Here is a 24,856-nt window from a genome sequence, read left to right as displayed (position 1 = left end):
CGGTTTACAGGAAGTCTGGAAGACAGGAAGGATTTTTGGGTTTGGCGCTCGGGTTGCCCGAGCGGGGGCCCTGCCATCGTCGTTCGGTTTCATCCTGACGCCCCAACACAATCCCCTTCCCATCTTCCAAGCTTCCTGTAAACCGCATTTGACCTTTCGTGAAGTCAAACGTCAGGGGGCGAGCCAGAGGCCGAGGTCGTCCAGGGCCTCGGCGATCTCGGTGGCAATGCGGCGGTAGCCGCGGGCATTGGGATGGACTGGGTCCGCGCGCAGATCGCTCTCGGACAGCACCCCGGAGAGCACGCCCTCGATCAGGGGCACCTGTTCCTCGTGCGCCAGCTCGCGGTAGATCGGGTCGTCCCGCAGGTGGCCCGTGGCCGCGCCCAGGGCGGAGGCCCGCGGCACCCCCAGCAGCAGGGGCTGGGCTCCATGGTCGCGAACGATCTCCACCAGTACACGCAGATCCTCGCGCACCGCGGCCGGGTCGCGCTGGCGCAGGAAATCGTTGCCACCCAGCCAGATCAGCACCAGGTCGGGCTCGTGCGCGCGCAGGCTCGGGGCGAGACGCTCGCGGGCGCTGCTGGCGCGATCCCCGGGCACCCCGTCGTTGACGATCGTCCAGCCGGTGATCGCCGCCAGGCGCGCCGGGTAGTCCTCGCCCGCTCCGGCCCCGGTCCCGTGGGTCACACTGTCGCCGAAGGCCAGTACGGTCGCCTGGCGCGGGAGCGGATCGAAGTCGCCCGGGACGCCGCCCCCGCAGGCCACCAGCATGGCGACCAGCCCCAGCAGGAAGCCCGCGCGCAGCCAGGCCATCATGTCTGGCGCCCCATGCGATACAGCGCCACCAGTGCCAGGCTCAGGAACAGCACGACCGGCAGGCTGGCGGCGACGAAGGGCGGCAGGTTGTAGACCAGCCCCAGGTGGGTCATCGCGCGCATCACGATGGCGAAGGACACGCCGATCGCGATGCCGATGAACAACCGCCGGCCGGCCCCGCCCTCGCGCTGGGAACCGAACAGGAACGGGATGGCCAGCAGCAGCATCACGAAGGTGCTGGCCGGCAGGGTCAGGCGTTGCCAGAACGCGACCTCATAGGGGGCCGAGTCCAGGCGATTCTCCTGCAGGTAGCCGATATAGCGCGCCAGGTTCTGCGCCGCCATCTGGCCCGGCTCGACCACCAGCACGTCGAAGTATTCCGGCGCGATCAGCCGCTCGATGGTCTCGGTCTCCAGACGCTCCGACTCGACACGTTCCAGCGACAGCCTTGAGCGTTCCACCTCCTGCAGCCGCCAGGCCCCGCCCTCGTACTGTGCGCTCTGCGCGCGGGTAATCTCGCGCGGCTCGCGATTTGCGTCCACCTCGATGATGCGCACCCCGATCAGCCGATTGCCCGGCAACACGGTATCCGCCTGCACCATGCGCCGGCCATCGCGTGCCCACAGCCCGATCGGGCTCACGCTCAGCTGTTCGTCGAAGGCCGTCGCCTTCAGGTTCTGCGCCCGGCTCTCGGCGGCCGGGGCGAAGAACTCGCCCACCACCACCATCGCCACCACGACGACCAGGCCGGCCTGCATCACCCAGCCGATAAAGCGGCCCAGTGTCATCCCGGCTGCGCGCATCGCGGTCAGCTCGCTGTTCGCAGCCAGATTGCCCAGCCACAGCAGCCCACCCAGCAACGCCGCCGACGGCAGCATGTCGTACATCCGACGCGGCAGGGTCAGCGCCACGTACAAAAGCGCCTCGGTGAGCCCGTAGTTGCCTCGCCCGGTGTCGCGCAGCTCGTCGATCAGCGCGAACACCGCATCCAGCGCCACCAGCAGGACCACGGCCAGCGCGGTCCCGATCAGGACCTGGCGCATGATGTAGCGCCCCAGCACCGTCGTCATGGCGTCACCTCGTCACGCTCCATGCCCCGGCCGAGGCCCAGCATGCCCTTGCGCCAGGCGAGCACCAGCCACAGCGCCAGCATCGAGCCGTGCGTCCACCACAGGCCCAGGGCCAGCGGCGTGCGCCCGTCGGCCAGCTGCCCCTGCCCCAGGATCAGCAGGTTGGCATACAGCACGTAGACCCCGATCGCCGCCGGGATGCGCGCATAACGACCGGTGCGCGGCGGCACCTGCGCCAGCGGCAGCGCGATCAGGCTCAGCACCAGGATCGACAGCGGCATGGCGAGGCGCCATTCCAGCTCCGCGCGGTGGTCGGGGCGATGCCGCTCCTCCCAGAGATCCAGCGTCGACATCGCGTTCAGCGAGCGGCGCCCCGCCCCGGCGTCCGGTTCGGTGATCTGGGTCCGCAGGCGCTCGAACTCGAGCATGCGGAAGCTGCTTTCGCCCGGAACGCCGACGTGGCGGTAGCCGTTCTCGAGGATCAGGAAGCCGCTACCCTCCGCCCCGGGATCGGGGATCGCGCGCTCGGCCACGGTCACCTGCGCCTCGCCCTCCACCTCCCGGTAGATGAACACCTCCAGCAGCGCCTCGCGGTCTTCGCTCAGGCGCTCGGCGAAGAAGACCTGCTCGCCCACCCGCGAGCGCAGGAAACGCCCGGGGGTAATCCCGACCAGGTCGGAGCGCTGCTCGGCCAGGTCGCGGAACTGATCGATCTGGGCCTCGGTACGCGGCACCACCAGCATCATCAGCACCAGCAGCAGCAGCGTCGCGGGCACGGCCACCCACAAAAGCGCGCGATAAAGCGCGGCGAAGGACATGCCGCTGGCCTGCAGCGCGACCAGTTCGCTGTCGCGCTGCAACCGGCCCAGCACCAGCATGAAGGCCAGAAACAGCGCCACCGGCCAGAGGAAGACAATGCCCTTGAAGGCACCGAAGGCCACCAGCGGCGGCAGAAAATCGACCGGGATCGTGCCCTCGGCGACGTCCCGCAGCACCCGCGCCAGCACGCCGCCGATGATGACCAGCAGCAGGACGATGGTGACTGCGGTCTGGGTGACCAGCAGCTCGCGGGCGATGAAGCGTTCGGCACGGCGCAGGATCATGCGCGCATTACCCCGCGGCCCGCGCGGCGCGTGGTCGGTCGCCGCGTGGCGCTGGTACCATGATGGAACTCATTTTCGGGAGGCATTCATGCAATTCTCCGTCACCACCTCGACCCTCGACAAACCCCGCGCCGGGATCCGCGCCGCCGGCATCAATCACAAGCGCAAGCCGGCCGCGGGCGCCAGCGCCCTGGATGCCGCGCGCGACGGCGAGATCGCGGCACTGCTGAAGGCCGGCGAGATGGATGGCGAGGCCGGCAGCCGGCTGTTGCTGCCCGGCGGTGGCAGCCCAGGCAATCAGGGGAAGGGTAGCGCACTCCTGATCGGCCTGGGGGCGAAGAAGGACTTCGACGCCCGCGCCGCGCGCAAGGCGGCGCAGGCCCTGGCCGCCGCACTGGTCGAGCGCCCGGCCACCAGCGCCGCGATCGCGGTCGCGGACTTCCAGCCGCGCGGCAAGGACATCGCCTGGGTGGTGCACACCCTGGTCGCGGCGATCTCGGATACCGCCTACCGCTTCACCCCGTTCAAGGGCAAGGAGAAGACGACCCCGGTGAAGCTGGACAAGATCCAGCTGTGCGTGGAACGCAAGGACGCCGAGGCCGCGAAGCAGGCCTGCACCGAGGCCGCGGCGATCGCCACCGGCGTGAACCGCGCGAAGGACCTGGGCAACACCCCGCCGAATGTCTGCTACCCGGAGAGCCTGGCCGACACCGCCCGCGAGATGGCGAAGCAATACAAGCAGCTGAAGGCCACGGTCCTGGACGAGAAGGACCTGGAGAAGCTCGGGGCTGGCGCCATCCTGGCGGTCGGCAGGGGTTCCGAGCGCCCGCCGCGCCTGATCGCGATGGAGTACTCCGGCGGCAAGAAGGGCGACGCCCCGGTGGTGCTGGTCGGCAAGGGCATCACCTTCGACACCGGCGGCATCTCGCTGAAGCCCGGCGCCGAGATGGACGAGATGAAGTACGACATGTGCGGCGCCGCCAGCGTGTTCGGGGTGATCGAGGCCTGCTGCGAACTGGGGCTGCCGGTCAACGTGGTCGGCGTGGTCACCAGTGCCGAGAACATGCCCGATGGCCGCGCGACGCGCCCGGGCGACATCGTCACCACCCTGTCCGGGCAGACCGTCGAGATCCTGAACACCGACGCCGAGGGCCGCCTGGTGCTGGCCGACGCCCTGACCTGGGTCGAGCGTTACAAGCCGAAGGTGGTCATCGACATCGCCACCCTGACTGGGGCCTGCATCGTCGCGCTGGGCCATCAGGGCGCGGCGATCCTGGGCAACAACGAGCGCCTGGCGAAGGGCCTGCTGGCCGCCGGCGAGGAGACCGGCGATCGCGGCTGGCAGCTCCCCCTGTGGCCGGAGTACCAGGAACAGCTGAAGAGCAATTTCGCCGACATGGCCAATATCGGCGGGCGCCCCGCCGGCACCATCACCGCCGCCTGCTTCCTGTCGCGCTATACCGAGGACTACACCTGGGCGCATGTCGACATCGCCGGCGTGGCCTGGAAGAGCGGCAAGGAGAAGGGCGCGACCGGCCGCCCGGTACCGATGCTGATGCGCTACCTGCTCGACCAGGCCTGACCCGGGTCGGGCACGGATGACCCACGTCAGCTTCTACCTGCTGCAGGACCCGGCCCCAGAGGCGCGGCTGCGCTTCACCTGCCGCCTGGCGAAGAAGGCCAGCGGCCAGGGCCATCGCGTGCACATCCACACCGGCTCGCCGGAGCTGACCCGCACCCTGGACGAGTGGCTCTGGACCTTCGAGGACACCGCCTTCCTGCCGCACAGCACCGACGTGCGCGATGCGGACGTCCCGGTCTCCCTGCACGAGGCCCATGCCCCGTCGGATCGCTGCGACGTGCTGATCAACCTGGCGCCGGAGGTGCCGGAGTACTGCGGGCGCTTCGAGCGCGTCGCGGATATCGTCGGCGGCGAGGAGTCGGAACGCGAGGCGGGCCGCGCCCGCTACCGCTACTTCAAGGAACGCGGCTACCCGCTGGAGCACCACAACATCCAGTAAAGGGGCGCTGACCGGGGCGGTTCAGACACGCGGCGGCGGATCGGGGATCTCGCGCAGCCAGGCCTCCAGCTCGAACAGGGGCAGACCGACCACATTGGTGTAGGACCCCTCGATCCATTCGACAAAGGCGGCACCGCGCCCCTGGATGGCATAGGCGCCGGCCTTGCCACGCGGCTCGCCGGTCGCCCAGTAGGCCGCGATGTCGGATGACGTCAGCGGCCGCATGCGCACGCGGGTCGTCACGGTGCGCGCCCGCATGGATGCACCGGGCCGGCCCAGCGCCATGCCGGATACCACCCGGTGCTCCCCGCCGGAAAGGCGTTGCAGCATGGCCTCGGCATCGGCGCAATCCACGGGCTTTCCCAGGGCCTCGTCGCCCACCGCGACGACGGTATCCGCGGCCAGCACCCACTGCCCCGGGATGCCGCACGCGATGGCCGCCTCGGCCTTGGCGATGGCGAGGCGCTCGACCAGCGCCTCCGGTGACTCGCCCGGGCGCGGGGTCTCGTCCACGTCCATCGGGGCCACCTCGAAGGCGAGCTGGATCTGTTCCAGCAGTTCGCGGCGGCGCGGGGATGCGGAGGCCAGCAGCAGCGGATGCGCCACGGGCGTCACGCGCGGTGGTAGGGGTGGTTGTTCAGCAGCGACCAGGCGCGGTAGAGCTGCTCGGCGACCAGCACCCGCACCAGCATGTGCGGGAAGGTCAGCGGCGACAGCGACCAGGCCCATTCCGCACGGGCGCGCACGGCCTCATCCAGGCCGGCGGCCCCGCCGATCACCAGCGCGACATCGCGCCCGTCCTGCTGCCAGTCCTCCAGGCGCCGCGCGACGCCCCTAGTGTCCACGCCCTTGCCGCGCTCGTCCAGCAGGATCACGCGGGCGCCCTCGGGGATGGCCTTCAGCAGGATCTCGCCCTCGCGCCGCAGCAGCGTGGCGGTATCCATGGACTTGGCCCCGGAGGGGCCGGCCAGGGCCTGCAGGTTCAGGTTCAGCTCGCGCGGCAGACGACCGGCGTACTCGTCGAACCCGGCCGCCACCCAGTCGGGCATGCGCTTGCCGATCGCGATCAGGTCCAGGCGCATGGCGGCGCGCCCCGGTCAGCCGCGCAGGCGGCGGACGCGCTCCAGGCTGGGGTCCTCGGGCGCGGCCTTTTCGGTATCCGCGGCCTCCTCGGCCAGCCAGAGCTTTTCCAGGTTGTAGAAGTCGCGGGTCTCCGGGAGCATCACGTGGACGATCACGTCGTTCAGGTCCACCAGCACCCACTCCTGGCTCTCCTGGCCCTCGACCCCCAGCGGCTGGATGCCGGCCTCCTTGGCCTTCATTGCCACCGACTCCGCGGTGGACTGCACGTGACGCCCGGAGGTCCCGGAGGCGATCACCATGTAGTCCGCCAGCGTGGTCTTGCCGCGCACGTCGATGCTGCGGATGTTCTGGGCCTTCATGTCGTCCAGAGCGGTGGTCACCAGCTCCAGGAGTTGTTCACTGTTCATGCTGTCGGTCATATCCCGTGATTGCGGTTCGACACGGCCCGGTACAGGCCGCGGTCGTGGATGTAGCGATTGACGGCGCCGGGGAGCAGGAAGCGCGGGCTGCGCCCGGCCTGCAGTTCATCCCGGATCGCGGTGGCGGAGATATCGAGCTGGGTCACCGGCTGGAAATAGACCCGCCCGCCCGGGGCATTGCGCAGCACCGCCGGGTCGCGGGTTGCGGCATTACCCAGCCAGCCCCCCAGATCCTGCGAGGCCGGGCTGCCGGGACGATGCGAGACCACGATATGCGCCAGATCGAAGATCTGCTTCCAGCGGTTCCACGACGGCAGGCCGGCGAAGGCGTCCATGCCCATGATCAGCACCAGCGGTGCCTCCGGCCCCAGCTCCTCGCGGAAGCTGAGCAGGGTGTCGACGGTGTAGGACGGCCCTTCGCGATCCAGTTCACGGCGATCGGCCACAAACCCCGGCACGTCCGCGATGGCACTCTCCACCATCGCCAGCCGGTCGTCGCTGCCGGTGCCCGGGCTCGCGCGATGCGGCGGCACGTGGCAGGGGATGAAGTGTACCCGTTCCAGGCCCAGATGCTGCTGGATCTCCAGCGCCGGACGCAGATGCCCGAAGTGGATCGGATCGAAGGTGCCGCCGAGGATCCCGATCACGCCGGGCGTGCCCCAGGGAGACGCTGATCCAATCGCGCGTCTTTCTTAGCTACGCACATGACCGTCGCCGAACACCACATACTTGAGGGTCGTCAGCCCATGCAGGCCCACCGGACCGCGCGCGTGCAGCTTGTCGGTGGAGATGCCGATCTCCGCACCCAGGCCGTACTCGAAGCCATCGGCGAAACGGGTGGAGGCGTTCACCATCACCGAGCTGGAGTCCACCGCGCGCAGGAAGCGCCGGGCCCGGGTGTAGTCCTCGGTCACGATGCTGTCGGTATGGTGCGAACCATAAGTGTTGATGTGGTCGATCGCCGCGTCCAGGTCGTCAACCACGCGGATCGCGAGGATCGGTCCCAGGTACTCGGCCACCCAGTCGTCCTCGGTGGCCTCGGCGATATCCGTCCCGGCATTCGCGAGGATGGCCCGGGTACGCGCGCAGCCACGCAGGCTCACCTGATGTTCCGCCAGGGCCGTCGCCAGGCGCGGCAGGAAGGCCTCGGCCTGATCCGCGTGCACCAGCAGCGTCTCCATGGTGTTGCAGGTGCCATAGCGCTGGGTCTTGGCGTTCACCGCGACCGCCAGCGCCTTGTCGAGATCGGCCCCGCCGTCCACGTACACGTGGCAGACGCCGTCCAGGTGCTTGATCACCGGGATCTGCGACTCGTTGCTGACGCGTTCGATCAGGCCCTTGCCACCGCGCGGCACGATCACGTCCACGTACTGCGGCATGCGCAGCAGCGCGCCCACCGCCGCGCGGTCGGTGGTCGGCACCACCTGCACCGCCTCGCGCGGCAGCCCGGCCTGCTCCAGCCCGGCCTGGATGATCGCGGCCAGCGCCTGGTTGGAGTGCAGGGCCTCGGAGCCGCCGCGCAGGATCGCGGCGTTGCCGGACTTCAGGCACAGCGCGGCGGCGTCGATGGTCACGTTCGGGCGCGACTCGTAGATGATGCCGATCACGCCCAGCGGCACGCGCATCTGGCCGACCTGGATGCCGCTTGGCTGATAGGCCATGTCGGAGATGGTGCCCACCGGATCGGGCAGGCCCGCCACCTGGCGGCAGCCCTCGATCATGGTGTCGATGCGGGCATCGGTCAGCGCCAGGCGATCCAGCATCGCGGCGTCCAGGCCGCGCTCGCGTCCCGCCTCCAGGTCGCGGCTGTTGGCCTCCGCCAGTTCGGCACGGCGCGCGGCGATGCCCTCGGCGATCGCGTGCAGGGCCGCGTTCTTCGCGCCCGGCTCGGCCTCGGCCATGCGCCGCGAGGCCACGCGCGCGGCACGGCCCAGCGCCTCGACCTGGGCGATCACATCGTCGGCTACGGATTCGGTGGGGTTCACGGCAGCGTTCATGCGGTCAGACTCGTTCCGGGTTCAGGGCGGGTTCGGCCACGGTCAGCGGGCGCCCCGCCATACGGGCCACCAAGTCTAGCAACCCCTGCCGGGCATTGCCGTTTTCCTGACCCTTGATCACGCGATCCACGCGCGCGGCCTCGGCCAGCAGGCCCCGCGCCTGCGTCAAGCTCAGCCGCGACATGGCCTGGCGCAGGGCCTTCTGGCCATCGCCGAAGCTGCCCTGGAAGGCCTCCTTGTCGGGCGCGCCGGCGGCCTTACGCTCCATCGCCTGCACCAGCAGCCGGCATTCGCGCGCCAGCGCCCACAGGATCAGCGGCTCCGCCTGGCCCTCCTCCAGCAAGCCCTCCAGCATGCGCAACGCGTGGCGGACATCGCCGCGCAGCGCGGTCGGGGCCAGGGCGAACAGCTCGAAACGCGCGGCGTCGGTGGTGGCCTCCGCCAGCACCGTCTCGTCGATCTCGGTCACGCCGGCCAGCGCCAGCTTCTCGATCTCCTGGCGCGCGGCCAGCAGGTTGCCCTCCACCCGCGCGACCAGCAGCGCCAGCGCCGGGTCGGTGATGCGCAGCCCGTTCTTCTGCAGGCGCGCGCGGATCCAGCTGCCCAGCTGGGCCGGCGGCACCGGCCGCGCATGGATCACCACCGCACGGTTTTCCAGGGCCTTGAACCAGGCCGCCCGGCGCATATCGCGGTCCGGACGCGGCAACTGGAGCAACAGCACCAGATCGTCCTGCGGATCGCCGGCGTAGGCCTTCAGGTGGTCGCCACCGGTCTTGCCCGGCTTGCCGGTGGCCAGGCGCAGGTCCAGCACCGTGCGCTCGGCAAACAGCGAGCGGTCGCGGATCGCGGCCTCGAACGGCCCCCAGTCGGACTGTGCGGTCAGGTCCAGCACCGTGCGCTCGAGGAAGCCCTGCTCGCGGGCGGCCGCGCGGATCGCGTCGGCCGCCTCGATCGCCTGCAGCGGCTCCTCGGCCAGCAGCAGGTAGATCGGCGCCAGCCCGCGGGCGAGATCCTGCTCCAGGCGGGCGATATCCAGCGCCATTACGGGGCCGGCTCCTCCGCCGGTTCGCGCAGGCGGCCGTCCGGCTCGGTCAGTGCCGCGATCCGGCGCTGCAGCTGACCCACGATGTCGCGGTCCATCGCCTCGCGCAGCGTGGCCTCGCGCTCGCCACGGCTGAGCACGGCGGTCCCGTCGAACAGGTAGATGCGCGAGGCGCGCAGCGGCCCCAGGTCCACTGCTTCGCCGTCGACCGGGCGCAGGCGGACCTCGACCGTGCGGATCAACTCGTACTCGGACACCCGCGCCGCCTCGGTCACCGACAGGGTGCGACGCTGGTCGTTGACCGAGCGGATCTCGAGGATCGCGCCCTGCCCCTCGGGGCGCTGGTTGACGATCTCCACGCCGGCGGAGCCCAGGGTCACGGCCAGCTCGCGGTACAGCGAATCACGCGCATTGATCCCGGTGATCTGGACCGGCTGCAGCGCCTCCGGCCACTCGCCACTGCCGCGCAGCTGGAAACCGCAGGCGGCCAGTGCAGCCACCAGCACCAGGACCAGCGCGGCGCGCAGCAGGGCGGTCATTGCGGCTTCACCACGAAGTTGACCAGCCGGCCCGGGACCACGATCACCTTGACCACATGGTGGCCCTCGAGATGGCGCTGTACGTTCTCGTCGTTGCGGGCAACACTCTCGATGGCGTCCTTGTCAGCGCCGGCCGGGACCGCGATCTCGGCGCGGCGCTTGCCGTTCACCTGCACCGCCAGGGTCTCCTGTGCGGCCTGGCGCGCGGCCTCGTCGACCGTCGGCCAGGCGGTGGTCGCGACCAGCTCGTCATGGCCCAGCGCGCGCCACAGGGTCTCGGTCACGTGCGGGATGATCGGCGCCAGCATGCGCACGATGCCTTCCAGGGCCTCCTGGCGCACGGCCGCGGCCTGCGCACCATCCTTCGGGAATTTGCCGAGGTCGTTCAGCAGCTCCATGTTCGCGGCCACCGCCGTGTTGAAGGTCTGGCGCCGGCCGATGTCGTCGGTGACCTTGGCGATGGTGTCGTGCAGCTTGCGCCGCAGCTCGCGCCCAGCGTCGTCCAGCGCGTCCACATCCAGCGCACCCGGGGCATCACCATTCACGTGCTCGTGCACCGCCCGCCACAGGCGCTTGATGAAGCGCTGCGCGCCCTCGACGCCGGAGTCGGACCACTCCAGCGACAGGTCCGGCGGCGCGGCGAACATGGTGAACAGCCGCGCGGTGTCGGCGCCGAAGCGCTCGATCAGCGCCTGAGGGTCCACGCCGTTGTTCTTCGACTTGGACATCTTCTCCATGCCGCCCACGACCACCGGCTGGCCGTCTTCGCGGTGGCGTGCGGCCTTCACCGAGCCGTCCTCGGCGCGTTCCAGCTCGACATCGGCCGGGTTGATCCAGTCCTTCCCGCCGTCACCGCGCTCGCGGTAGAAGGTCGGCGCGATCACCATCCCCTGGGTCAGCAGCCGGGTGAATGGCTCGTCGGAGGCCACCAGGCCCTCGTCGCGTAGCAGCTTGTGGAAGAAGCGCGCGTACAGCAGGTGCAGCACCGCATGCTCGATACCGCCGACGTACTGGTCCACCGGCAACCAGTGATCGGCGCGCGGGTCCAGCATCGCGGTGTCGTTGTCCGCGCAGGCGTAGCGGGCGAAGTACCAGCTGGATTCGAAGAAGGTGTCGAAGGTGTCGGTCTCGCGCCGTGCCGGCTTGCCACATTCCGGGCAGGTCGCCTCGAAGAACTCCGGCATGCGCGCCAGCGGCGAGCCGGCGCCGTCCGGGATCACGTCCTCCGGCAGGCGCACCGGCAGGTCGGCTTCCGGCACCGGCACCGCCCCGCAGTCGTCGCAGTGGATCACCGGGATCGGGCAGCCCCAGTAGCGCTGGCGCGAGATGCCCCAGTCGCGCAGGCGGTAGTTGCGCCGGCGCCGGCCCAGCCCGGCCTGCTCCAGGTGTTCGGCGATCGCGGCCTTGGCCGCCTCGGAGGCCTGCCCGTCGAAGTCGCCGGAGTTCACCAGCACACCGGGATCGGTGAAGGCCGCGGCCTGTACGTCGCACTCGGTACCGTCGGCCGGGGCGATCACCTGCCAGATCGGCAGGTCGTATTTCGTCGCGAACTCGTGGTCGCGTTCGTCGTGTGCCGGCACCGCCATCACCGCGCCGGTGCCGTATTCCATCAACACGAAGTTGGCGACCCAGACCGGGACCTCCGCACCAGTCAGCGGATGGCGGGCGGTAAAGCCCAGCGACCGACCCTTCTTCTCCATGGTCGCCAGATCGGCCTCGGCCACCCCGCCCTGCGCGCAGTCAGCGACGAACGCAGCCAGTTCGGCATCATGTTCCGCCAGCGCCTGCACCCGCGGGTGTTCCGGGGCCAGCGCCATGTAGGAGACGCCGAACAGGGTGTCCGGACGCGTGGTATAGACGGTCAGCGGTTCGCCGCCATCCACCGCGAACTCCAGCTCCACGCCCTCGGAACGCCCGATCCAGTTGCGCTGCATGGTGCGCACCTGGTCCGGCCAGCCGTTGAGGTCGTCCAGGGCCTCCAGCAGCTCGTCGGCGTAGTCGGTGATGCGCAGGAACCACTGCGGCATCTCGCGGCGCTCGACCAGCGCGCCGGAGCGCCAGCCACGGCCCTCGATCACCTGCTCGTTGGCGAGTACGGTCTGGTCCACCGGGTCCCAGTTCACGGTCGCCTTCTTGCGATAGACCAGGCCCTTCTTCAGCAGGCGCACGAACAGCCACTGTTCCCAGCGGTAGTAGTCGGCATCGCAGGTCGCGAACTCGCGCGACCAGTCGTAGGCAAAGCCCAGGCGCTTGAGCTGGGTGCGCATCTGCTCGATGTTCTGGCGCGTCCACGCGGCCGGCGGGACGTGGTTCTGCATCGCCGCGTTTTCCGCCGGCAGGCCGAAGGCATCCCAGCCCATCGGCTGTAGCACGCTTTTGCCCTGCATGCGCTGGAAGCGGGCGATCACGTCACCGATGGTGTAGTTGCGCACATGCCCCATGTGCAGCTTGCCCGAGGGGTAGGGGAACATGGACAGGCAGTAGAACGGCTCGCCGGCGGCGTCCTCGCGCGCGCGGAAGCAGTCGGCCTCCTCCCACTGGCGCTGTGCCTGCGCCTCGACCGCCTCGGGGGAATAGTGCTCCTGCATGCGCCTCACCTGTCCTGATCGCCGAAAACAAAGAACTGCGCAGAATACCAGCGCCCCCCACCCCCTCCAAGGGAAACAGCGCCCCGCAGCCTCGCGCGGCGCAGGGCAGAGATCCGGAGGGACACCCGGATCACCGGCGGCCTGTGAACCGCGTCACGTCAATTCAGGAACATGCCCCCGGCCCGGACTGCCTCACTGGGTAAAGCAACCGGAAACGTTGAACCTGACGTTCCAAGGAGGAAGGACATGCACGAGAAGGACGAGATCCCCGTTGTGCAGCGGGCCTACCCGGAGGATCTGGGCGAGACCCATCCCGAACACACGCCCGAGACCGACTCGCCCGCGATCCGTGAAGTCGCGCCCGAGGACCTCGGCACCTGGCTCGGCAAGGGCTGGCGCGACCTCTGGAAGACGCCGGTGGCCCTCGTACACGGCCTGGTGATTGCGCTGGCCAGCCTGGTCCTGTTGGGCCTGTCGTGGAACCAGCCGTGGATGGCCTTTTCCTTCCTCGCCGGCATCCTGCTGCTCGGCCCTGTACTCGCGGTGGGGGTGAACTACCTGGCGCTGCAGAAGGAACGCGGCGAGCCGGGCGGTGCCGGACTCGGCTGGCTGGGCACCCTGGGCGGATCGATCTGGGGCTTTGCCGCGCTCCTGGCCGTGCTGTTCGTGATCTGGGCCAGTTTCGTGTGGATGTGGATCGCGGTCCTTAACATCGGCGAACTCGCCATGATGGGGCAGTTGCACCATCTGGTGGGTGCGATGCTCGGCAGCGGCGCCGGGATCATCTCGCTGGTGGGGGTCGTGCTGGCCGCCATCGTGTTCGGGCTGGTGGTCTTCGCCCTGAGCCTGGCGACCATCCCGGCCCTCCTGGATCACCGGGTGCGCGCCGATGCCCCGCAAAAGAGCCTGATCGAGTCCATTGGTGTCAGCCTGAAGGCCTTCAACCACAACCCGGGCACCCTGATTCTGTGGGCCCTGATCATCACGGCCCTGTTCATGGTGTCGATCGCAACCGCCCTGCTGGCCCTGATCGTGATCTTCCCGTGGCTGGGCTTCGCCATGTGGCATGGCTACCGGGATATGGTCGAGGCAAGCTGAGCTCCGACAGGCAAGCGCGGTCGTCCCCGGGGCGCGGGCTCCGGGGGCCCGCGCTCGTGCTAACGTTAGGGACACGCCACCATCTACGCTCGCAAAGGAGAGGCCAATGAGCGAAGAACAAAAGGATCAGGAGCGCGAATCGCGCCTGAGCGATGCCTATCACCGCATGCTGAACGAGGTCACCGAGGACCTCGAGAAGCTGGAAGACAAGACCAGCAAGGCCATCACCGAGGCCCTGGAGAACGCCCGCGACCGTGTGCAGAAGGCCAGCGACCTGACCCGCGAAGAGGCCCACGAGGTGATGGACTACCTGCGCCGCGACCTGCAGGACCTCGGCGCCTACCTGGACAGTCGCAGCTCTGACTGGCGCGGCTGGCTGCAGATCGATCTGGGCCTGATCGAGGCCGGCATCAAGAACGCCCTGGAGCGGATCGCCGACCGCACCCGGATCGAGATCACCGAACTGACCGCGCGCGCCCAGGTGATGGGCGAGTGGCACACCGGCGAGATCACCGGCCCGGGCGAGCTGCTGTGCAAGAAGTGCGGCCATCCGCTGCACATGACCCGGGTCGGCCGCATCCCCCCGTGCTCTAACTGCCACAACACCACCTTCCGCCGCGGCCCCGGAGGCACCGAGGCGGAATAACCCCTCCGGGGACAGGTTCAGTCGGGCCCGCGGGCGCCGCGCCGGCGCCCGACGGCGGCACCGGCAACCACCAGCACCAGCGCGGCAAGCACGGCCGGCCCCGCCCCGGTGGCGGTCGCCGGCGTCACGCCCTGGCGCGGCTGCAGGGTGCCGGTGACTACCTCGCGGGTAAACGAGCCCGAACGTTCCAGGATGCGGCCATCGGCATCGATCAGGGCCGAGATCCCGGTATTGGTCGCGCGGATCATCGGGCGCCCGGTCTCCACCGCCCGCACCCGGGCGATCTGCAGATGCTGGGCCGGCGCCAGGCTGTCGCCGAACCAGGCGTCGTTGGAGACATTGACCAGGAATCCCGCCTCCGGCAGCGCGGCCCGGATGTGGCGCGAATACGCAGACTCGTAACAGATGCTGACCCCGGCCGTCTGGCCGGCCACCCGCATGCGCCCGTCACCGGTCCCCGGGGACAGGTCGGACATCGGGATCGCCAGCAGCCGGTCCAGCCAGTCGAGCTGGCCGCGCAGCGGGATATATTCGCCGAACGGGACCAGCTGGCGCTTGTTGTACCCCGCGCCGGTGGTCACGTTGATCACCGAGTTGTAGACGTGACGGCCGGCCGAAGCATGGTCGAACACCCCGACCAGCAGCTCGGCATCGTGCTCCGCCAGCGACTGCGCGAGCTGCCCCAGCGGGCGCTGCACTTCCACATAGAACGCCGGGATCGCGGTCTCCGGCCAGACCACCAGATCCACGTCCCCTGCCTCGCGGGTCAGTTCCTGGTAGATCCCCAGCGAATACTCGATGCCGTCGGCATCCCACTTGCGTGCCTGATCGATATTGCCCTGCACCATGGCCACCGAGAGCGCCTCGCCGCCCGGCTCTACCCAGCGTGCGAGCCCCGGCACGAGCGAAGCCAGCACCAGCACCCCGACCAGCCCCGCGCCCGCCCCGCGCTGCCCGGCCCGGAACACGCTGACCACGGCCACCGCCAGCAGTGCCACGACCAGCCCCGCCCCCAGCTCGCCGGCCAGCGGCAGCCAGGGCTGCAGCGGTGTGTCCAGCACGGTGTGCCCGAACAGGAGCCAGGGAAAGCCGGAGAACAGCCAGGAGCGCGCCAGCTCCATCAGCACCAGGCCACCGGCCAGCGCCAGCATCCCGGCCGGACGCCCCAGCGGCAGGAAGCGCGCCGCCAGCGCGGCCAGCAGCGCCGGATAGACCGCCATGGCCAGCACAAACAGCACGGTAATCAGCGAGGCCACGACCAGCGGGGCCTGGCCGAACACCAGCAGGCTGTTGAAGATCCAGGTCACCCCGACGCCGAAAAACCCGAGACCAAAGGCATAGCCGATCCCGGCGGCCCGGCGCGGGGTCACCCCGGGCAGCAGGGCAAACCAGGCGGCCAGGGCCAGTGGGGCCGCCAGGAACCAGCCCACCGGGGCAAAGGCCAGGGTCGCCCCCGCCCCGGCCAGCAGGGCCACCAGCCCCGCGGCCCAGGGCGGCAAGTCCGCGACACGGATCGGCATGACCGTCAGGGGGCGCGGTGGTCGCCCGGCTCCGGGGCCGGGCCATCGAATGGCTGCGCCCCCTCGCCGGTGGTCACGCGGCCATCCGGCTCCGGCAGGCGCATCTCCAGCAGATGCAGACGCCGGTTGTCGGCCCGCAATACGCGAAACTGCATGCCATCCACCACGATCTGTTCGCCACGCCGCGGCACATGCCCGAAGTGCGACAGCACCAGGCCTCCGATGGTGTCGAAGTCGGCCTCGCTGTAGGCGGTCTGGAAGTAGGCGTTGAACTCCTCCATCGGCGTCAGCGCCTTGATGGTGTAGCGCCCGCCGGGGTGCTGCATGATCTGGGTCAGGTAGTCCTCGACATCGTGCTCGTCCTCGATCTCGCCGACGATCTGCTCCAGCACGTCCTCGATGGTCACCAGTCCGGCCACGCCACCGTACTCGTCCACCACGATCGCCATGTGGTTGCGGCTCAGGCGGAACTCCTTCAGCAGCACGTTCAGACGCTTGCTCTCCGGCACGAACACCGCCGGGCGCAGGATCTCCTGCATGTCGAAGGCAGCATCGTCGGGCTCGCCGAAGAAGCGCAGCAGGTCCTTGGCCAGCAGGACGCCAACGACCTCGTCACGGTGATCCCCGACTACCGGCAGCCGCGAGTGCGCGGAGGCCACCACGTCGGGGAGAAACTCGGAGAGCCCCGCATCCCGGCGGACCACTTCCATCTGCGCGCGCGGGATCATGATGTCGCGCACCTGCATGTCGGCCACGTTGAGCACGCCCTCGAGCATGGTCAGGGCCTCGGGGTCGACCAGTTCGCGGGCGTGGGCGCCCCGCAGGGTCTCGATCAGCTCGCGGCGGGTAGCCGGTTCGCGGCGCGGACGCAGGGTCTCGGCGACGCGGGCCAGCCAGCGCCGCCAGATCGGTTGCTCGTCGGGTTCGGGTTCAGGCATCGGGGGCGTTTCCGGCTGGGTGCGGCGTCAGCGCGCGGGCCGGATGCTCGGCGTAGGGGTCGGGATAGCCTAACCCGGTCAGGATGGAGCGCTCAACGGCCTCCATCCGCGCGGCCTCGTCCGGCGTCTGGTGATCCATCCCCTGCAGGTGCAGCATCCCGTGCACCACCATGTGGTGGTAGTGGGCGGCCAGGGGCTTGCCCTGCTCCACCGCCTCGCGCGCCAGCACCGGCGCGCACAGGATGACATCGCCGAGATAGGCGTTCGCCTCGGGCGGCAGACCGGGCGGCAGCTCCGGTGCGGGGAAGGACAGTACATTGGTCGCGTAGTCGCGGCCGCGGAAGACATGGTTCAGGGTGCGCCCCTCGTCGACATCCACCAGGCGCAGCGTCACCGCAGCCTCGCCGGCCCCGCGCCAGGCCGCGCGGGCCGCGCGGTGCAGGGTGGTGGCAGCCGGCAGGCCGGCGCGCGGCACGGCGTACTGCACCGCAACCTCAAGCCCCATCGGCGTCCTGCCCGTCCACAGCGGCGCCGGCACCGGACTCGGGCGCCGCATCCGGTTTGCCGGAGGCGCTGTCGTGGGCGTCGTAGGCCTCCACAATGCGCTGCACCAGCGGATGGCGCACCACGTCACCCGCCTGGAAGCGGGTGATATGTACACCCTCCACGTCGTTCAGGATCTGCATCGCGTGCTTGAGCCCCGAGCGCTGGCCGCGCGGCAGGTCGACCTGGGTGATGTCGCCGTTGACGACCGCCGTGGAACCAAAGCCGATGCGGGTCAGGAACATCTTCATCTGCTCGACGGTGGTGTTCTGCGCCTCGTCGAGGATGATGAAGGCCTCGTTCAGCGTGCGCCCGCGCATGTAGGCCAGCGGGGCCACCTCGATCACCTGACGCTCCATCAGGCGCGCGGTCTGGTCGAAGCCCATCAACTCGTAGAGGGCGTCGTACATCGGGCGCAGGTAGGGGTCGATCTTCTGCGCCAGGTCGCCGGGCAGGAACCCCAGGCGCTCGCCGGCCTCCACCGCCGGGCGCACCAGCACCAGTCGCTGCACGCGGTCCTGCTCCAGCGCCGCGACGGCGGCGGCGACCGCGAGGAAGGTCTTGCCGGTACCGGCCGGCCCGATGCCGAAACTGAGGTCGTGCTGCGCAATCGCCGCCAGGTATTTCGCCTGGCGCGGGCCGCGCCCGCGGATCACCGCGCGCTTGAGGCGCAGCGATGGATCGCCCGCATTGCCGTCGGGCTCGGCCAGGCCTTCGACATGCGCCGTCTGCAGCGCCGTATGCACCTGTTCCAGGCTGACCGGCTCCTCCTGCGCCATGCGATGGAGGTCGTGGATCAGCGCCCCGGCGGCCTGCACCGCGGTCTTCGGACCGGTCAGATTAAAGCGCGGTCCGCGGTTGTGCACGGCCACGCCCAGGCGCGACTCGATCAGGCGCAGATGGGCATCCAGCGGCCCGGAGATCCGCGCGAGCGTCTCCTGGTCACCGGGTTCCAGGGTGAAATCCAGACGATTGGCCATTCCGGTCAGGCGCCGACGGCCGCAGACATGGCCCGCTCCACGGTTCGGCCGCGCAGGGAATGCGCCAGGGCATCGGTGATCTCGACCGGGATCATCTGCCCGATCAGGCCGGGGTCGCCGGCGAAGTTCACGATGCGGTTGTTCGCCGTGCGTCCGGCCAGTTCGCCGGGATTGCGCTTGGCCGGGCCCTCGACCAGCACGGGCTCGATGTTGCCGACCATGGCCTGGTTGCGTTCGCGCCCGTGCTGCTCGATCAGGGCCTGCAGCTCGGCCAGGCGGGCCTTCTTGGTGGCCAGCGGCACGTCGTCCGGCAGTGAGGCCGCCGGTGTGCCCGGGCGGGCGCTGTAGATGAAGCTGAAGGAGAAGTCGAAGTGCAGCTCCTCGATCAGCTTCATGGTCGCCGCGTGGTCGGCATCCGTCTCGCCGGGGAAGCCGACGATGAAGTCGGAGGACAGGTCCAGGTCCGGGCGCGCCTCGCGCAGGCGGCGGATCTTGGACTTGTATTCCAGGATCGTGTGGCCGCGTTTCATCTGCGCCAGGATGCGGTCGGAGCCGCTCTGTACCGGCAGGTGCAGGTGGCTGACCAGCTTGGGCTCGTCGGCAAAGGCCTGGATCAGCGAATCGGAGAACTCCACCGGGTGCGAGGTGGTGAAGCGGATGCGTTCGATCCCGTCCACCGCGGCGACGTAGTGGATCAGCAGCGCGAGGTCGGCGGTATCGCCATCCTCCATCGGTCCCCGATAGGCGTTCACGTTCTGCCCCAGCAGGTTGATCTCCCGGACGCCCTGCGCGGCCAGCGCCACCACCTCGGCGATCACGTCGTCGAACGGCCGGCTGATCTCGTCGCCGCGGGTATAGGGCACCACGCAGAAGCTGCAGTACTTGGAACAGCCCTCCATCACCGAGACGAACGCGGTCGGGCCATCGGCCTTCGGCTCGGGCAGGCGGTCGAACTTCTCGATCTCGGGGAAGGAGATGTCCACCACCGGCGCCCGCTCGCGGCGTACCGACTGGATCATCGCCGGCAGGCGGTGCAGCGTCTGCGGGCCGAACACCAGGTCCACATACGGCGCACGTTCGCGCAGGGCGTCGCCCTCCTGGCTGGCGACACAGCCCCCCACGCCGATGATCACCTCCGGCCGGCGCTCCTTGATCTGGCGCCAGCGCCCCAGCAGCGAGAACACCTTCTCCTGCGCCTTCTCGCGGATGGAGCAGGTGTTCATCAACAGGACATCGGCCTGCTCCGGATCGTCGGTACGCTCGGCCCCGTGCAGCTCGCGCAGCGCGTCGAGCATGCGATCGGAGTCGTACTCGTTCATCTGGCAGCCGTGCGTCTGAATATAGACCTTGCGGATCATGCTCTCGGTACTTCGCTGGTTGGGCCGGTCAGGGATCGCCGTGCGTTCTAGAAGGGGACGTCGTCGTCATCAAAGCCACCGGAGACCGGGGCGCTGCTGCGGTTGCCACCCTGCTGGCCGCCACCGCCATAGGCATTGCCGCCGCCATAGCCCGGGTCCTGATCGAACCCGCCACCGCCGCCGCCCCCGCGACCGCCGATCAGCTGCATGTCGTTGGCGACCACCTCGGTGCTGTAGCGGTCGTTGCCGGACTGGTCCTGCCACTTGCGCGTCTGGATCTTGCCTTCGATATAGACCTGCGAGCCCTTGGACAGATACTGCGCGGCGATATCCGCCAGGCGCCCGAACATCACCACCCGGTGCCATTCGGTGTTCTCGCGCTTCTCGCCGGAATTCTTGTCGGTCCACTGTTCCGACGTTGCCAGACGCAGGTTGGTGACGGTAACCCCGTTGGGGGTCTCGCGCTTTTCCGGGTCGGCCCCGAGGTTGCCGAGCAGGATGACTTTGTTGACGCCGCGGGCCATGGGGCCTCCTTCAGTCGGGCATGGAGAGACAGACCCGATAGTGTAGCAGCCCGCCCCCGCCGCGACAGTGCACCGGTCCACGACGCGGAGCGGGCACGTCCTGCCGGCGCTACCGGGAGGGCGGGCGCGCCAGCCAGGCCGCCAGCTCGGGGGTATCCGGACCGCCGGGCTCCACCTTCAGGTAGAGGGACCCGGCGTCCGGCGACAGCTCGGCCTCGTGCACCCCCGGCCAGTGCGCGATCAGGCGCAGCAGCTCGGCCTCGCGACCGGACCAGTGGGCGGGCAGCGCCAGCACGCGGTTGGAGCGGTAGCGCGGCTGCATCCCGCGCGCCCCCCACCACCACAGCAGCAGCAAAGGCACCCCGGCGAGGAACACGCCGACCGGCCCGGCGACCGTCAGCAAGGCGCCCCCCAGCATCCCGCCGGCGAAGATCCCGAGGAACTGCGCGGTGGCGAAGCCGCCCATCGCGGTGCCCTTGTGGGCCACCGGCGCCACGCGTGCCACCAGGGACGGCAATCCGGCCTCCAGCAGATTGAACGCGGCGAAGAACAGGATCATCAAGGCGCCCAGCGTCCACAGGCCGCCACCGTCCAGCACCAGCAGGGCCAGCAGGACCTGCACCCCGGCCAGCAGGAGGATCGCCGCGCGCAGCACGGCGTGCACGCGCCGCCGCCGCTCGCCGAAGATGATCCCCGGCAGCATCAGCACGAACCCCGCCAGCAGGACCGGCACATAGAACTTCCAGTGACTCGCCCCGGGCAGCGCCAGGGTCTCCAGCAGCAGGACCGGGATCACCAGGAAGTTCGCGGCCAGCACCAGGTGCAGCACAAAGATGCCGAGATTCAGGCGCAGCAGGTCGGGGGCGCGCAGGACCCGCGGCAACGCGGACCACACCGGCACCATGTCCGGATGCCTGCGCACCCGATCCGGGCTCGGCACCCACAGGAACAGGATCACGATCGCGACCAACCCGAGCAGCGCAGAGAGGCCGAAGACCCCCTCCAGCCCCGCCGCACGGTCCACCAAGGGGCCCAGGGCCATCGCGGCGGTAAAGGTCAGACCGATGGTCAAGCCGATGGCAGCCAGCGCCCGCATCCGACGCTCCTCGCCGACCAGGTCCGCCGTCAGGGCCAGGATCACCGCGGCCACCGCGCCGGCCCCCTGCAGGGCACGCCCGAGGATGATGCCGTGGATGGTCTCCGCCAGCGCGGCCACCAGGCTGCCGGCAACGAACAGCAGCAGGCCGGCCAGGATCAGCGGCTTGCGCCCCACGCGGTCGGACAGCAGCCCGAACGGGATCTGCAGAATCGCCTGGGTGAGGCCGTAGATCCCCAGCGCCAGCCCCATCAGCAGCGGAGTCGCGCCAGGGATACGGTCGGCATGCAGCATAAAGACGGGCAGGACCATGAACAGGCCCGCCATGCGCACGCCATAGATCGCCGCGAGCCCGGTGGTGGCGCGCAACTCGCGCGGGCTCATGGCGTCCGGAACCGGCGCATGGACGGAGGGGTGTTCATGGCAGCGGAGTTTACCGGCAACCCCGGCGCGGAAACCATGGCGCCGCACGCCCGGGTGTTAAGATGGCCGGTTTGCGGTACCCCGGATGACCGGGCACACCGCGCGACGCAACCCGGTGGAGTCGACCCAGCCCCATGGACAGCATCAGCATTCGCGGCGCCCGCACCCATAACCTGAAGAACGTGGACCTCGATCTGCCACGCGAGCGGCTGATCGTGATCACCGGCGTCTCCGGCTCGGGCAAGTCGTCGCTGGCCTTCGACACCCTGTTTGCCGAAGGCCAGCGCCGCTACGTGGAGAGCCTGTCCACCTATGCCCGGCAGTTCCTGTCGATGATGGAGAAACCCGACGTCGACCAGATCGAGGGCCTGTCGCCGGCGATCTCCATCGAACAGAAGAGCACCTCGCACAACCCGCGCTCCACCGTCGGCACCATTACCGAGATCTACGACTACCTGCGCCTGCTGTTCGCCCGCGCCGGCGAACCGCGCTGCCCGGAACATGGCGAGACCCTGGCCGCGCAGACCATCTCGCAGATGGTGGACCAGGTGCTGGAGCTGCCGGAGGGCGACAAGGTGATGCTGCTCGCGCCCGTGGTGCGCGGACGCAAGGGCGAGCATCACAAGATGCTGGAGGCGATGCGTTCCCAGGGGTACCTGCGCGCGCGCATCAATGGCGAGATTCACGACCTCGATGCCCTGCCGGCGCTGGACCCGAAGCGCAAGCACAACATCGAGATCGTGATCGACCGCTTCCGCGTGCGCGAGGACCTGCGCCAGCGTCTGGCCGAGTCCTTCGAGACGGCCACCGAGCTCGCCGACGGCCTGGCCCTGATCGCCTGGATGGACGAGCCGGAACGCGAACCGATGATCTTCTCCGCCCGCTTCGCCTGCCCGGTCTGCGGGTATGCGCTGCGCGAGCTGGAGCCGCGCCTGTTCTCGTTCAACAACCCGGCCGGGGCCTGCCCCACCTGCGACGGGCTGGGCGTACACCAGTTCTTCGATCCCGAGCGAGTGGTCTCGCAGCCGGAGCTGAGCCTGGCCGGCGGGGCCGTGCGCGGCTGGGACCGACGCAACGCCTGGTACTTCAGCCTGCTGACCAGCCTGGCCCGGCACTACGGCTTCGACGTAGAGACCCCGTGGCAGGAGCTCCCCGCGGAGGTGCGCGCGGTGGTCCTGCACGGCTCCGGCAAGGAGAAGGTCAAGCTCGCCACGCCCGCCGCCAACGGCCGCCTGCGCACCGACGAACGCGTGTTCGAGGGCGTGATCCCGAACCTCGAACGGCGCTACCGCGAGACCGACTCCTCTGCCGTGCGCGAGGAGCTGGGCCGCTACCTGGCGGAGCAGCCCTGCCCCGACTGCCACGGCACGCGCCTGAATTCCGCCGCGCGCCATGTGTTCGTCAATGACTTGACCTTGCCGGAGGTCACGCACATGAGCGTGGCCAATGCCCAGACCTTCTTCAGCGACCTGCGCCTGCCCGGGCGTTTCGCCCAGATCGCGGAGAAGATCGTGCGCGAGATCTCCGCGCGCCTCGGCTTCCTCAACGATGTCGGGCTCGACTACCTGACGCTGGACCGCTCCGCCGACACCCTGTCCGGCGGGGAAGCCCAGCGCATCCGGCTGGCGTCGCAGATCGGCTCGGCCCTGGTCGGCGTCATGTACATCCTCGACGAACCCTCCATCGGCCTGCACCAGCGCGACAATGCGCGGCTGCTCAACACCCTCAGCCACCTGCGCGACCTCGGCAACACTGTGATTGTCGTCGAGCATGACGAAGACGCCATCCGACAGGCCGATCACGTAGTGGACATCGGACCGGGCGCCGGCCGCCACGGGGGCCGAATCGTCGCCTCCGGGACCCCCGAGGCCGTCGCCGCGCATCCTGAATCACTCACCGGTGCCTACCTGCGGGGCACACGATCTATCGCGGTCCCGGAACAGCGCCACGCTGCCGATCCGGAAGCCGAAATCCGGGTGATCGGCGCGCGCGGCAACAATCTCAAGGGCGGCGATTTCGCCTTCCCTACGGGCCTGTTCACCTGCGTCACCGGCGTGTCCGGATCCGGCAAGTCGACCCTGGTCAACAACACCCTTTATCCGGCCGTCGCGACCGCCCTGCATGGGGGCCGCCACCACATCGAGGCCCACGAGCGCATCGACGGCCTGGAACGCATCGACAAGGTCGTCGACATCGACCAGAGCCCGATCGGGCGCACACCGCGCTCGAACCCGGCGACCTACACCGGACTGTTCACCCCCATCCGCGAGCTGTTCGCCGCCACCGCCGAGGCCCGTTCGCGCGGTTACAAGCCGGGGCGCTTCTCCTTCAACGTCCGTGGCGGGCGCTGCGAGGCCTGCCAGGGGGATGGCGTGATCAAGGTCGAGATGCACTTCCTCCCGGATGTCTTCGTGCCCTGTGACGTCTGCAAGGGCCACCGCTACAACCGCGAGACGCTGGAGGTGCGCTACAAGGGCAAGAACATCCACGAGGTCCTCGAGATGACGGTGGAAGAGGCCCTCGACTTCTTCCAGCCCGTGCCGGTCATCCACCGCAAGCTGGAGATGCTGATGGAGGTCGGGCTGTCCTACATCCAGCTCGGCCAGAACGCGACCACCCTCTCCGGCGGCGAGGCCCAGCGCATCAAGCTCGCACGCGAGCTCTCCAAGCGCGATACCGGACGCACCCTCTATATCCTCGACGAGCCCACCACCGGGCTCCATTTCGAGGACATTGCCCAGCTCCTGCGCGTGCTCCACCGCCTGCGCGACCACGGCAACACCATCGTCGTGATCGAGCACAACCTGGACGTGATCAAGACCGCCGACTGGCTGATCGACATCGGGCCCGAAGGCGGCAGCGGCGGCGGCGAGCTGCTGGTCGCCGGCACGCCGGAGACCGTCGCCGCCACCCCCAACAGCCACACCGGCCAGTTCCTCGCGCCGCTGCTGGCCCCGGCCGCCCGCCCTCGGGCCGTCTCCAACTGAAGCCGCGCATCCCGCGACCGGCTCGCAAACACCCCGCCCCAGACGCAAGAAAGCCGGCACGCGGC

23 protein-coding genes are annotated in these 24,856 nt (G+C 69.5%); 5 read left to right on the top strand and 18 right to left on the bottom strand.

From position 1 onward, the window contains the following. Positions 1-171: 171 nt before the first annotated feature. The 3 genes from F614_RS0109560 to lptF are packed head-to-tail and all read right to left on the bottom strand — an operon-like array spanning position 172 to position 2,989. A complete protein-coding gene (locus tag F614_RS0109560; RefSeq protein WP_019558768.1) occupies positions 172-816 on the bottom strand; it encodes a GDSL-type esterase/lipase family protein in 645 nt (214 codons plus the stop codon). Continuing rightward, positions 813-1,886 (bottom strand): LPS export ABC transporter permease LptG, encoded by a 1,074-nt coding sequence (lptG, locus tag F614_RS0109555; RefSeq protein WP_019558767.1) that lies wholly within the window; start codon positions 1,884-1,886, stop codon positions 813-815. Before lptG ends, F614_RS0109560 begins: the two co-directional genes overlap by 4 nt. Further along, positions 1,883-2,989 carry an LPS export ABC transporter permease LptF gene (lptF, locus tag F614_RS0109550; RefSeq protein WP_019558766.1) on the bottom strand — a complete coding sequence of 369 codons (1,107 nt, stop codon included), beginning with the start codon at positions 2,987-2,989 and terminating at the stop codon, positions 1,883-1,885. Before lptF ends, lptG begins: the two co-directional genes overlap by 4 nt. Before the next feature lie 88 nt (positions 2,990-3,077). On the opposite strand from lptF, the gene F614_RS0109545 reads away from it, so the two are divergent. Further along, the gene (locus F614_RS0109545; protein ID WP_019558765.1) at positions 3,078-4,571 is read left to right on the top strand and encodes a leucyl aminopeptidase; all 1,494 of its coding nucleotides are present in this window, start codon (positions 3,078-3,080) and stop codon (positions 4,569-4,571) included. Between the two features lie 16 nt (positions 4,572-4,587). Beyond that, positions 4,588-5,010 (top strand): DNA polymerase III subunit chi, encoded by a 423-nt coding sequence (locus tag F614_RS0109540; protein WP_018865706.1) that lies wholly within the window; start codon positions 4,588-4,590, stop codon positions 5,008-5,010. Positions 5,011-5,031: 21 nt separating this feature from the next. On the opposite strand, the gene F614_RS0109535 is transcribed toward F614_RS0109540, so the two are convergent. Genes F614_RS0109535 through leuS form a run of 8 tightly spaced genes read right to left on the bottom strand, consistent with a single transcriptional unit; the run spans position 5,032 to position 12,678 of the window. Then, entirely contained in the window at positions 5,032-5,625 is a 594-nt protein-coding gene (locus F614_RS0109535) for a nucleoside triphosphate pyrophosphatase (protein WP_196800287.1), read from the bottom strand. Next, positions 5,622-6,092 (bottom strand): 23S rRNA (pseudouridine(1915)-N(3))-methyltransferase RlmH, encoded by a 471-nt coding sequence (gene rlmH, locus F614_RS0109530; RefSeq protein ID WP_018878083.1) that lies wholly within the window; start codon positions 6,090-6,092, stop codon positions 5,622-5,624. Before rlmH ends, F614_RS0109535 begins: the two co-directional genes overlap by 4 nt. A 15-nt stretch (positions 6,093-6,107) precedes the next feature. Beyond that, a complete protein-coding gene (rsfS, locus tag F614_RS0109525) occupies positions 6,108-6,500 on the bottom strand; it encodes a ribosome silencing factor (protein ID WP_026279156.1) in 393 nt (130 codons plus the stop codon). A gap of 8 nt (positions 6,501-6,508) precedes the next feature. Further along, the gene (gene nadD, locus F614_RS0109520) at positions 6,509-7,159 is read right to left on the bottom strand and encodes a nicotinate-nucleotide adenylyltransferase (protein WP_018865702.1); all 651 of its coding nucleotides are present in this window, start codon (positions 7,157-7,159) and stop codon (positions 6,509-6,511) included. 45 nt (positions 7,160-7,204) lie between these two features. Further along, positions 7,205-8,509, bottom strand: a complete 1,305-nt coding sequence (locus F614_RS0109515; protein ID WP_018882760.1) for a glutamate-5-semialdehyde dehydrogenase — start codon at positions 8,507-8,509, stop codon at positions 7,205-7,207. Positions 8,510-8,513: 4 nt separating this feature from the next. Continuing rightward, on the bottom strand, positions 8,514-9,551 hold the full coding sequence (gene holA, locus F614_RS0109510) for a DNA polymerase III subunit delta (RefSeq protein WP_018878085.1): 1,038 nt from the start codon (positions 9,549-9,551) through the stop codon (positions 8,514-8,516). Further along, on the bottom strand, positions 9,551-10,090 hold the full coding sequence (gene lptE, locus F614_RS0109505; RefSeq protein ID WP_018878086.1) for an LPS assembly lipoprotein LptE: 540 nt from the start codon (positions 10,088-10,090) through the stop codon (positions 9,551-9,553). The genes holA and lptE overlap by 1 nt, the downstream gene beginning before the upstream one ends. Beyond that, the gene (gene leuS, locus F614_RS0109500) at positions 10,087-12,678 is read right to left on the bottom strand and encodes a leucine--tRNA ligase (RefSeq protein WP_019558763.1); all 2,592 of its coding nucleotides are present in this window, start codon (positions 12,676-12,678) and stop codon (positions 10,087-10,089) included. Before leuS ends, lptE begins: the two co-directional genes overlap by 4 nt. Positions 12,679-12,924: 246 nt before the next feature. Here leuS and F614_RS0109495 point away from each other — a divergent pair, with 246 nt between their 5' ends. Next, entirely contained in the window at positions 12,925-13,776 is an 852-nt protein-coding gene (locus tag F614_RS0109495) for a DUF2189 domain-containing protein (RefSeq protein WP_019558762.1), read from the top strand. A gap of 106 nt (positions 13,777-13,882) precedes the next feature. Then, complete coding sequence (locus F614_RS0109490; protein WP_018865696.1) at positions 13,883-14,422, top strand: zinc ribbon-containing protein; 540 nt, start codon at positions 13,883-13,885, stop codon at positions 14,420-14,422. A gap of 17 nt (positions 14,423-14,439) precedes the next feature. On the opposite strand, the gene lnt is transcribed toward F614_RS0109490, so the two are convergent. From lnt to F614_RS0109455, 7 genes are all read right to left on the bottom strand, one after another. Beyond that, positions 14,440-15,942 carry an apolipoprotein N-acyltransferase gene (gene lnt, locus F614_RS0109485; RefSeq protein ID WP_018881302.1) on the bottom strand — a complete coding sequence of 501 codons (1,503 nt, stop codon included), beginning with the start codon at positions 15,940-15,942 and terminating at the stop codon, positions 14,440-14,442. Positions 15,943-15,947: 5 nt separating this feature from the next. Beyond that, positions 15,948-16,880, bottom strand: coding sequence for an HlyC/CorC family transporter (locus F614_RS0109480; RefSeq protein ID WP_018865694.1), 933 nt, complete (start codon positions 16,878-16,880; stop codon positions 15,948-15,950). Beyond that, complete coding sequence (gene ybeY / locus F614_RS0109475) at positions 16,873-17,385, bottom strand: rRNA maturation RNase YbeY (protein WP_018879754.1); 513 nt, start codon at positions 17,383-17,385, stop codon at positions 16,873-16,875. The genes F614_RS0109480 and ybeY overlap by 8 nt, the downstream gene beginning before the upstream one ends. Further along, positions 17,375-18,403, bottom strand: coding sequence for a PhoH family protein (locus F614_RS0109470; RefSeq protein WP_018865692.1), 1,029 nt, complete (start codon positions 18,401-18,403; stop codon positions 17,375-17,377). Before F614_RS0109470 ends, ybeY begins: the two co-directional genes overlap by 11 nt. Before the next feature lie 5 nt (positions 18,404-18,408). Beyond that, positions 18,409-19,761, bottom strand: coding sequence for a tRNA (N6-isopentenyl adenosine(37)-C2)-methylthiotransferase MiaB (gene miaB / locus F614_RS0109465; RefSeq protein ID WP_018876465.1), 1,353 nt, complete (start codon positions 19,759-19,761; stop codon positions 18,409-18,411). A gap of 47 nt (positions 19,762-19,808) precedes the next feature. After that, positions 19,809-20,285 (bottom strand): single-stranded DNA-binding protein, encoded by a 477-nt coding sequence (gene ssb / locus F614_RS0109460; RefSeq protein WP_018865690.1) that lies wholly within the window; start codon positions 20,283-20,285, stop codon positions 19,809-19,811. 109 nt (positions 20,286-20,394) lie between these two features. After that, positions 20,395-21,765, bottom strand: coding sequence for an MFS transporter (locus F614_RS0109455; protein WP_018876466.1), 1,371 nt, complete (start codon positions 21,763-21,765; stop codon positions 20,395-20,397). A gap of 173 nt (positions 21,766-21,938) precedes the next feature. Between F614_RS0109455 and uvrA the strand changes: the two genes are divergently transcribed. Continuing rightward, on the top strand, positions 21,939-24,791 hold the full coding sequence (uvrA, locus tag F614_RS0109450) for an excinuclease ABC subunit UvrA (RefSeq protein WP_018881304.1): 2,853 nt from the start codon (positions 21,939-21,941) through the stop codon (positions 24,789-24,791). Positions 24,792-24,856 lie beyond the last annotated feature (65 nt).

It is taken from the genome of Thioalkalivibrio sp. ALE12, from assembly GCF_000381105.1.
In the GTDB taxonomy this organism is placed as follows: Bacteria; Pseudomonadota; Gammaproteobacteria; order Ectothiorhodospirales; family Ectothiorhodospiraceae; genus Thioalkalivibrio.
The sequence above is the reverse complement of the archived record's forward strand: the minus strand, read 5'-3'. Positions and strand labels throughout refer to the sequence as shown.

Bases quoted from the DNA above. Each gene is read 5' to 3' on its own strand.
- lptE (WP_018878086.1), bottom strand. From the start codon at position 10,090: ATGACCGCCCTGCTGCGCGCCGCGCTGGTCCTGGTGCTGGTGGCTGCA.
- F614_RS0109515 (WP_018882760.1), bottom strand. From the start codon at position 8,509: ATGAACGCTGCCGTGAACCCCACCGAATCCGTAGCCGACGATGTGATC.
- rlmH (WP_018878083.1), bottom strand. From the start codon at position 6,092: ATGCGCCTGGACCTGATCGCGATCGGCAAGCGCATGCCCGACTGGGTG.
- lptF (WP_019558766.1), bottom strand. From the start codon at position 2,989: ATGATCCTGCGCCGTGCCGAACGCTTCATCGCCCGCGAGCTGCTGGTC.
- holA (WP_018878085.1), bottom strand. From the start codon at position 9,551: ATGGCGCTGGATATCGCCCGCCTGGAGCAGGATCTCGCCCGCGGGCTG.
- ybeY (WP_018879754.1), bottom strand. From the start codon at position 17,385: ATGGGGCTTGAGGTTGCGGTGCAGTACGCCGTGCCGCGCGCCGGCCTG.
- F614_RS0109545 (WP_019558765.1), top strand. From the start codon at position 3,078: ATGCAATTCTCCGTCACCACCTCGACCCTCGACAAACCCCGCGCCGGG.
- F614_RS0109540 (WP_018865706.1), top strand. From the start codon at position 4,588: ATGACCCACGTCAGCTTCTACCTGCTGCAGGACCCGGCCCCAGAGGCG.
- lnt (WP_018881302.1), bottom strand. From the start codon at position 15,942: ATGCCGATCCGTGTCGCGGACTTGCCGCCCTGGGCCGCGGGGCTGGTG.
- leuS (WP_019558763.1), bottom strand. From the start codon at position 12,678: ATGCAGGAGCACTATTCCCCCGAGGCGGTCGAGGCGCAGGCACAGCGC.
- F614_RS0109495 (WP_019558762.1), top strand. From the start codon at position 12,925: ATGCACGAGAAGGACGAGATCCCCGTTGTGCAGCGGGCCTACCCGGAG.
- ssb (WP_018865690.1), bottom strand. From the start codon at position 20,285: ATGGCCCGCGGCGTCAACAAAGTCATCCTGCTCGGCAACCTCGGGGCC.
- rsfS (WP_026279156.1), bottom strand. From the start codon at position 6,500: ATGAACAGTGAACAACTCCTGGAGCTGGTGACCACCGCTCTGGACGAC.
- F614_RS0109480 (WP_018865694.1), bottom strand. From the start codon at position 16,880: ATGCCTGAACCCGAACCCGACGAGCAACCGATCTGGCGGCGCTGGCTG.
- lptG (WP_019558767.1), bottom strand. From the start codon at position 1,886: ATGACGACGGTGCTGGGGCGCTACATCATGCGCCAGGTCCTGATCGGG.
- F614_RS0109490 (WP_018865696.1), top strand. From the start codon at position 13,883: ATGAGCGAAGAACAAAAGGATCAGGAGCGCGAATCGCGCCTGAGCGAT.
- F614_RS0109560 (WP_019558768.1), bottom strand. From the start codon at position 816: ATGATGGCCTGGCTGCGCGCGGGCTTCCTGCTGGGGCTGGTCGCCATG.
- F614_RS0109455 (WP_018876466.1), bottom strand. From the start codon at position 21,765: ATGAGCCCGCGCGAGTTGCGCGCCACCACCGGGCTCGCGGCGATCTAT.
- uvrA (WP_018881304.1), top strand. From the start codon at position 21,939: ATGGACAGCATCAGCATTCGCGGCGCCCGCACCCATAACCTGAAGAAC.
- F614_RS0109470 (WP_018865692.1), bottom strand. From the start codon at position 18,403: ATGGCCAATCGTCTGGATTTCACCCTGGAACCCGGTGACCAGGAGACG.
- miaB (WP_018876465.1), bottom strand. From the start codon at position 19,761: ATGATCCGCAAGGTCTATATTCAGACGCACGGCTGCCAGATGAACGAG.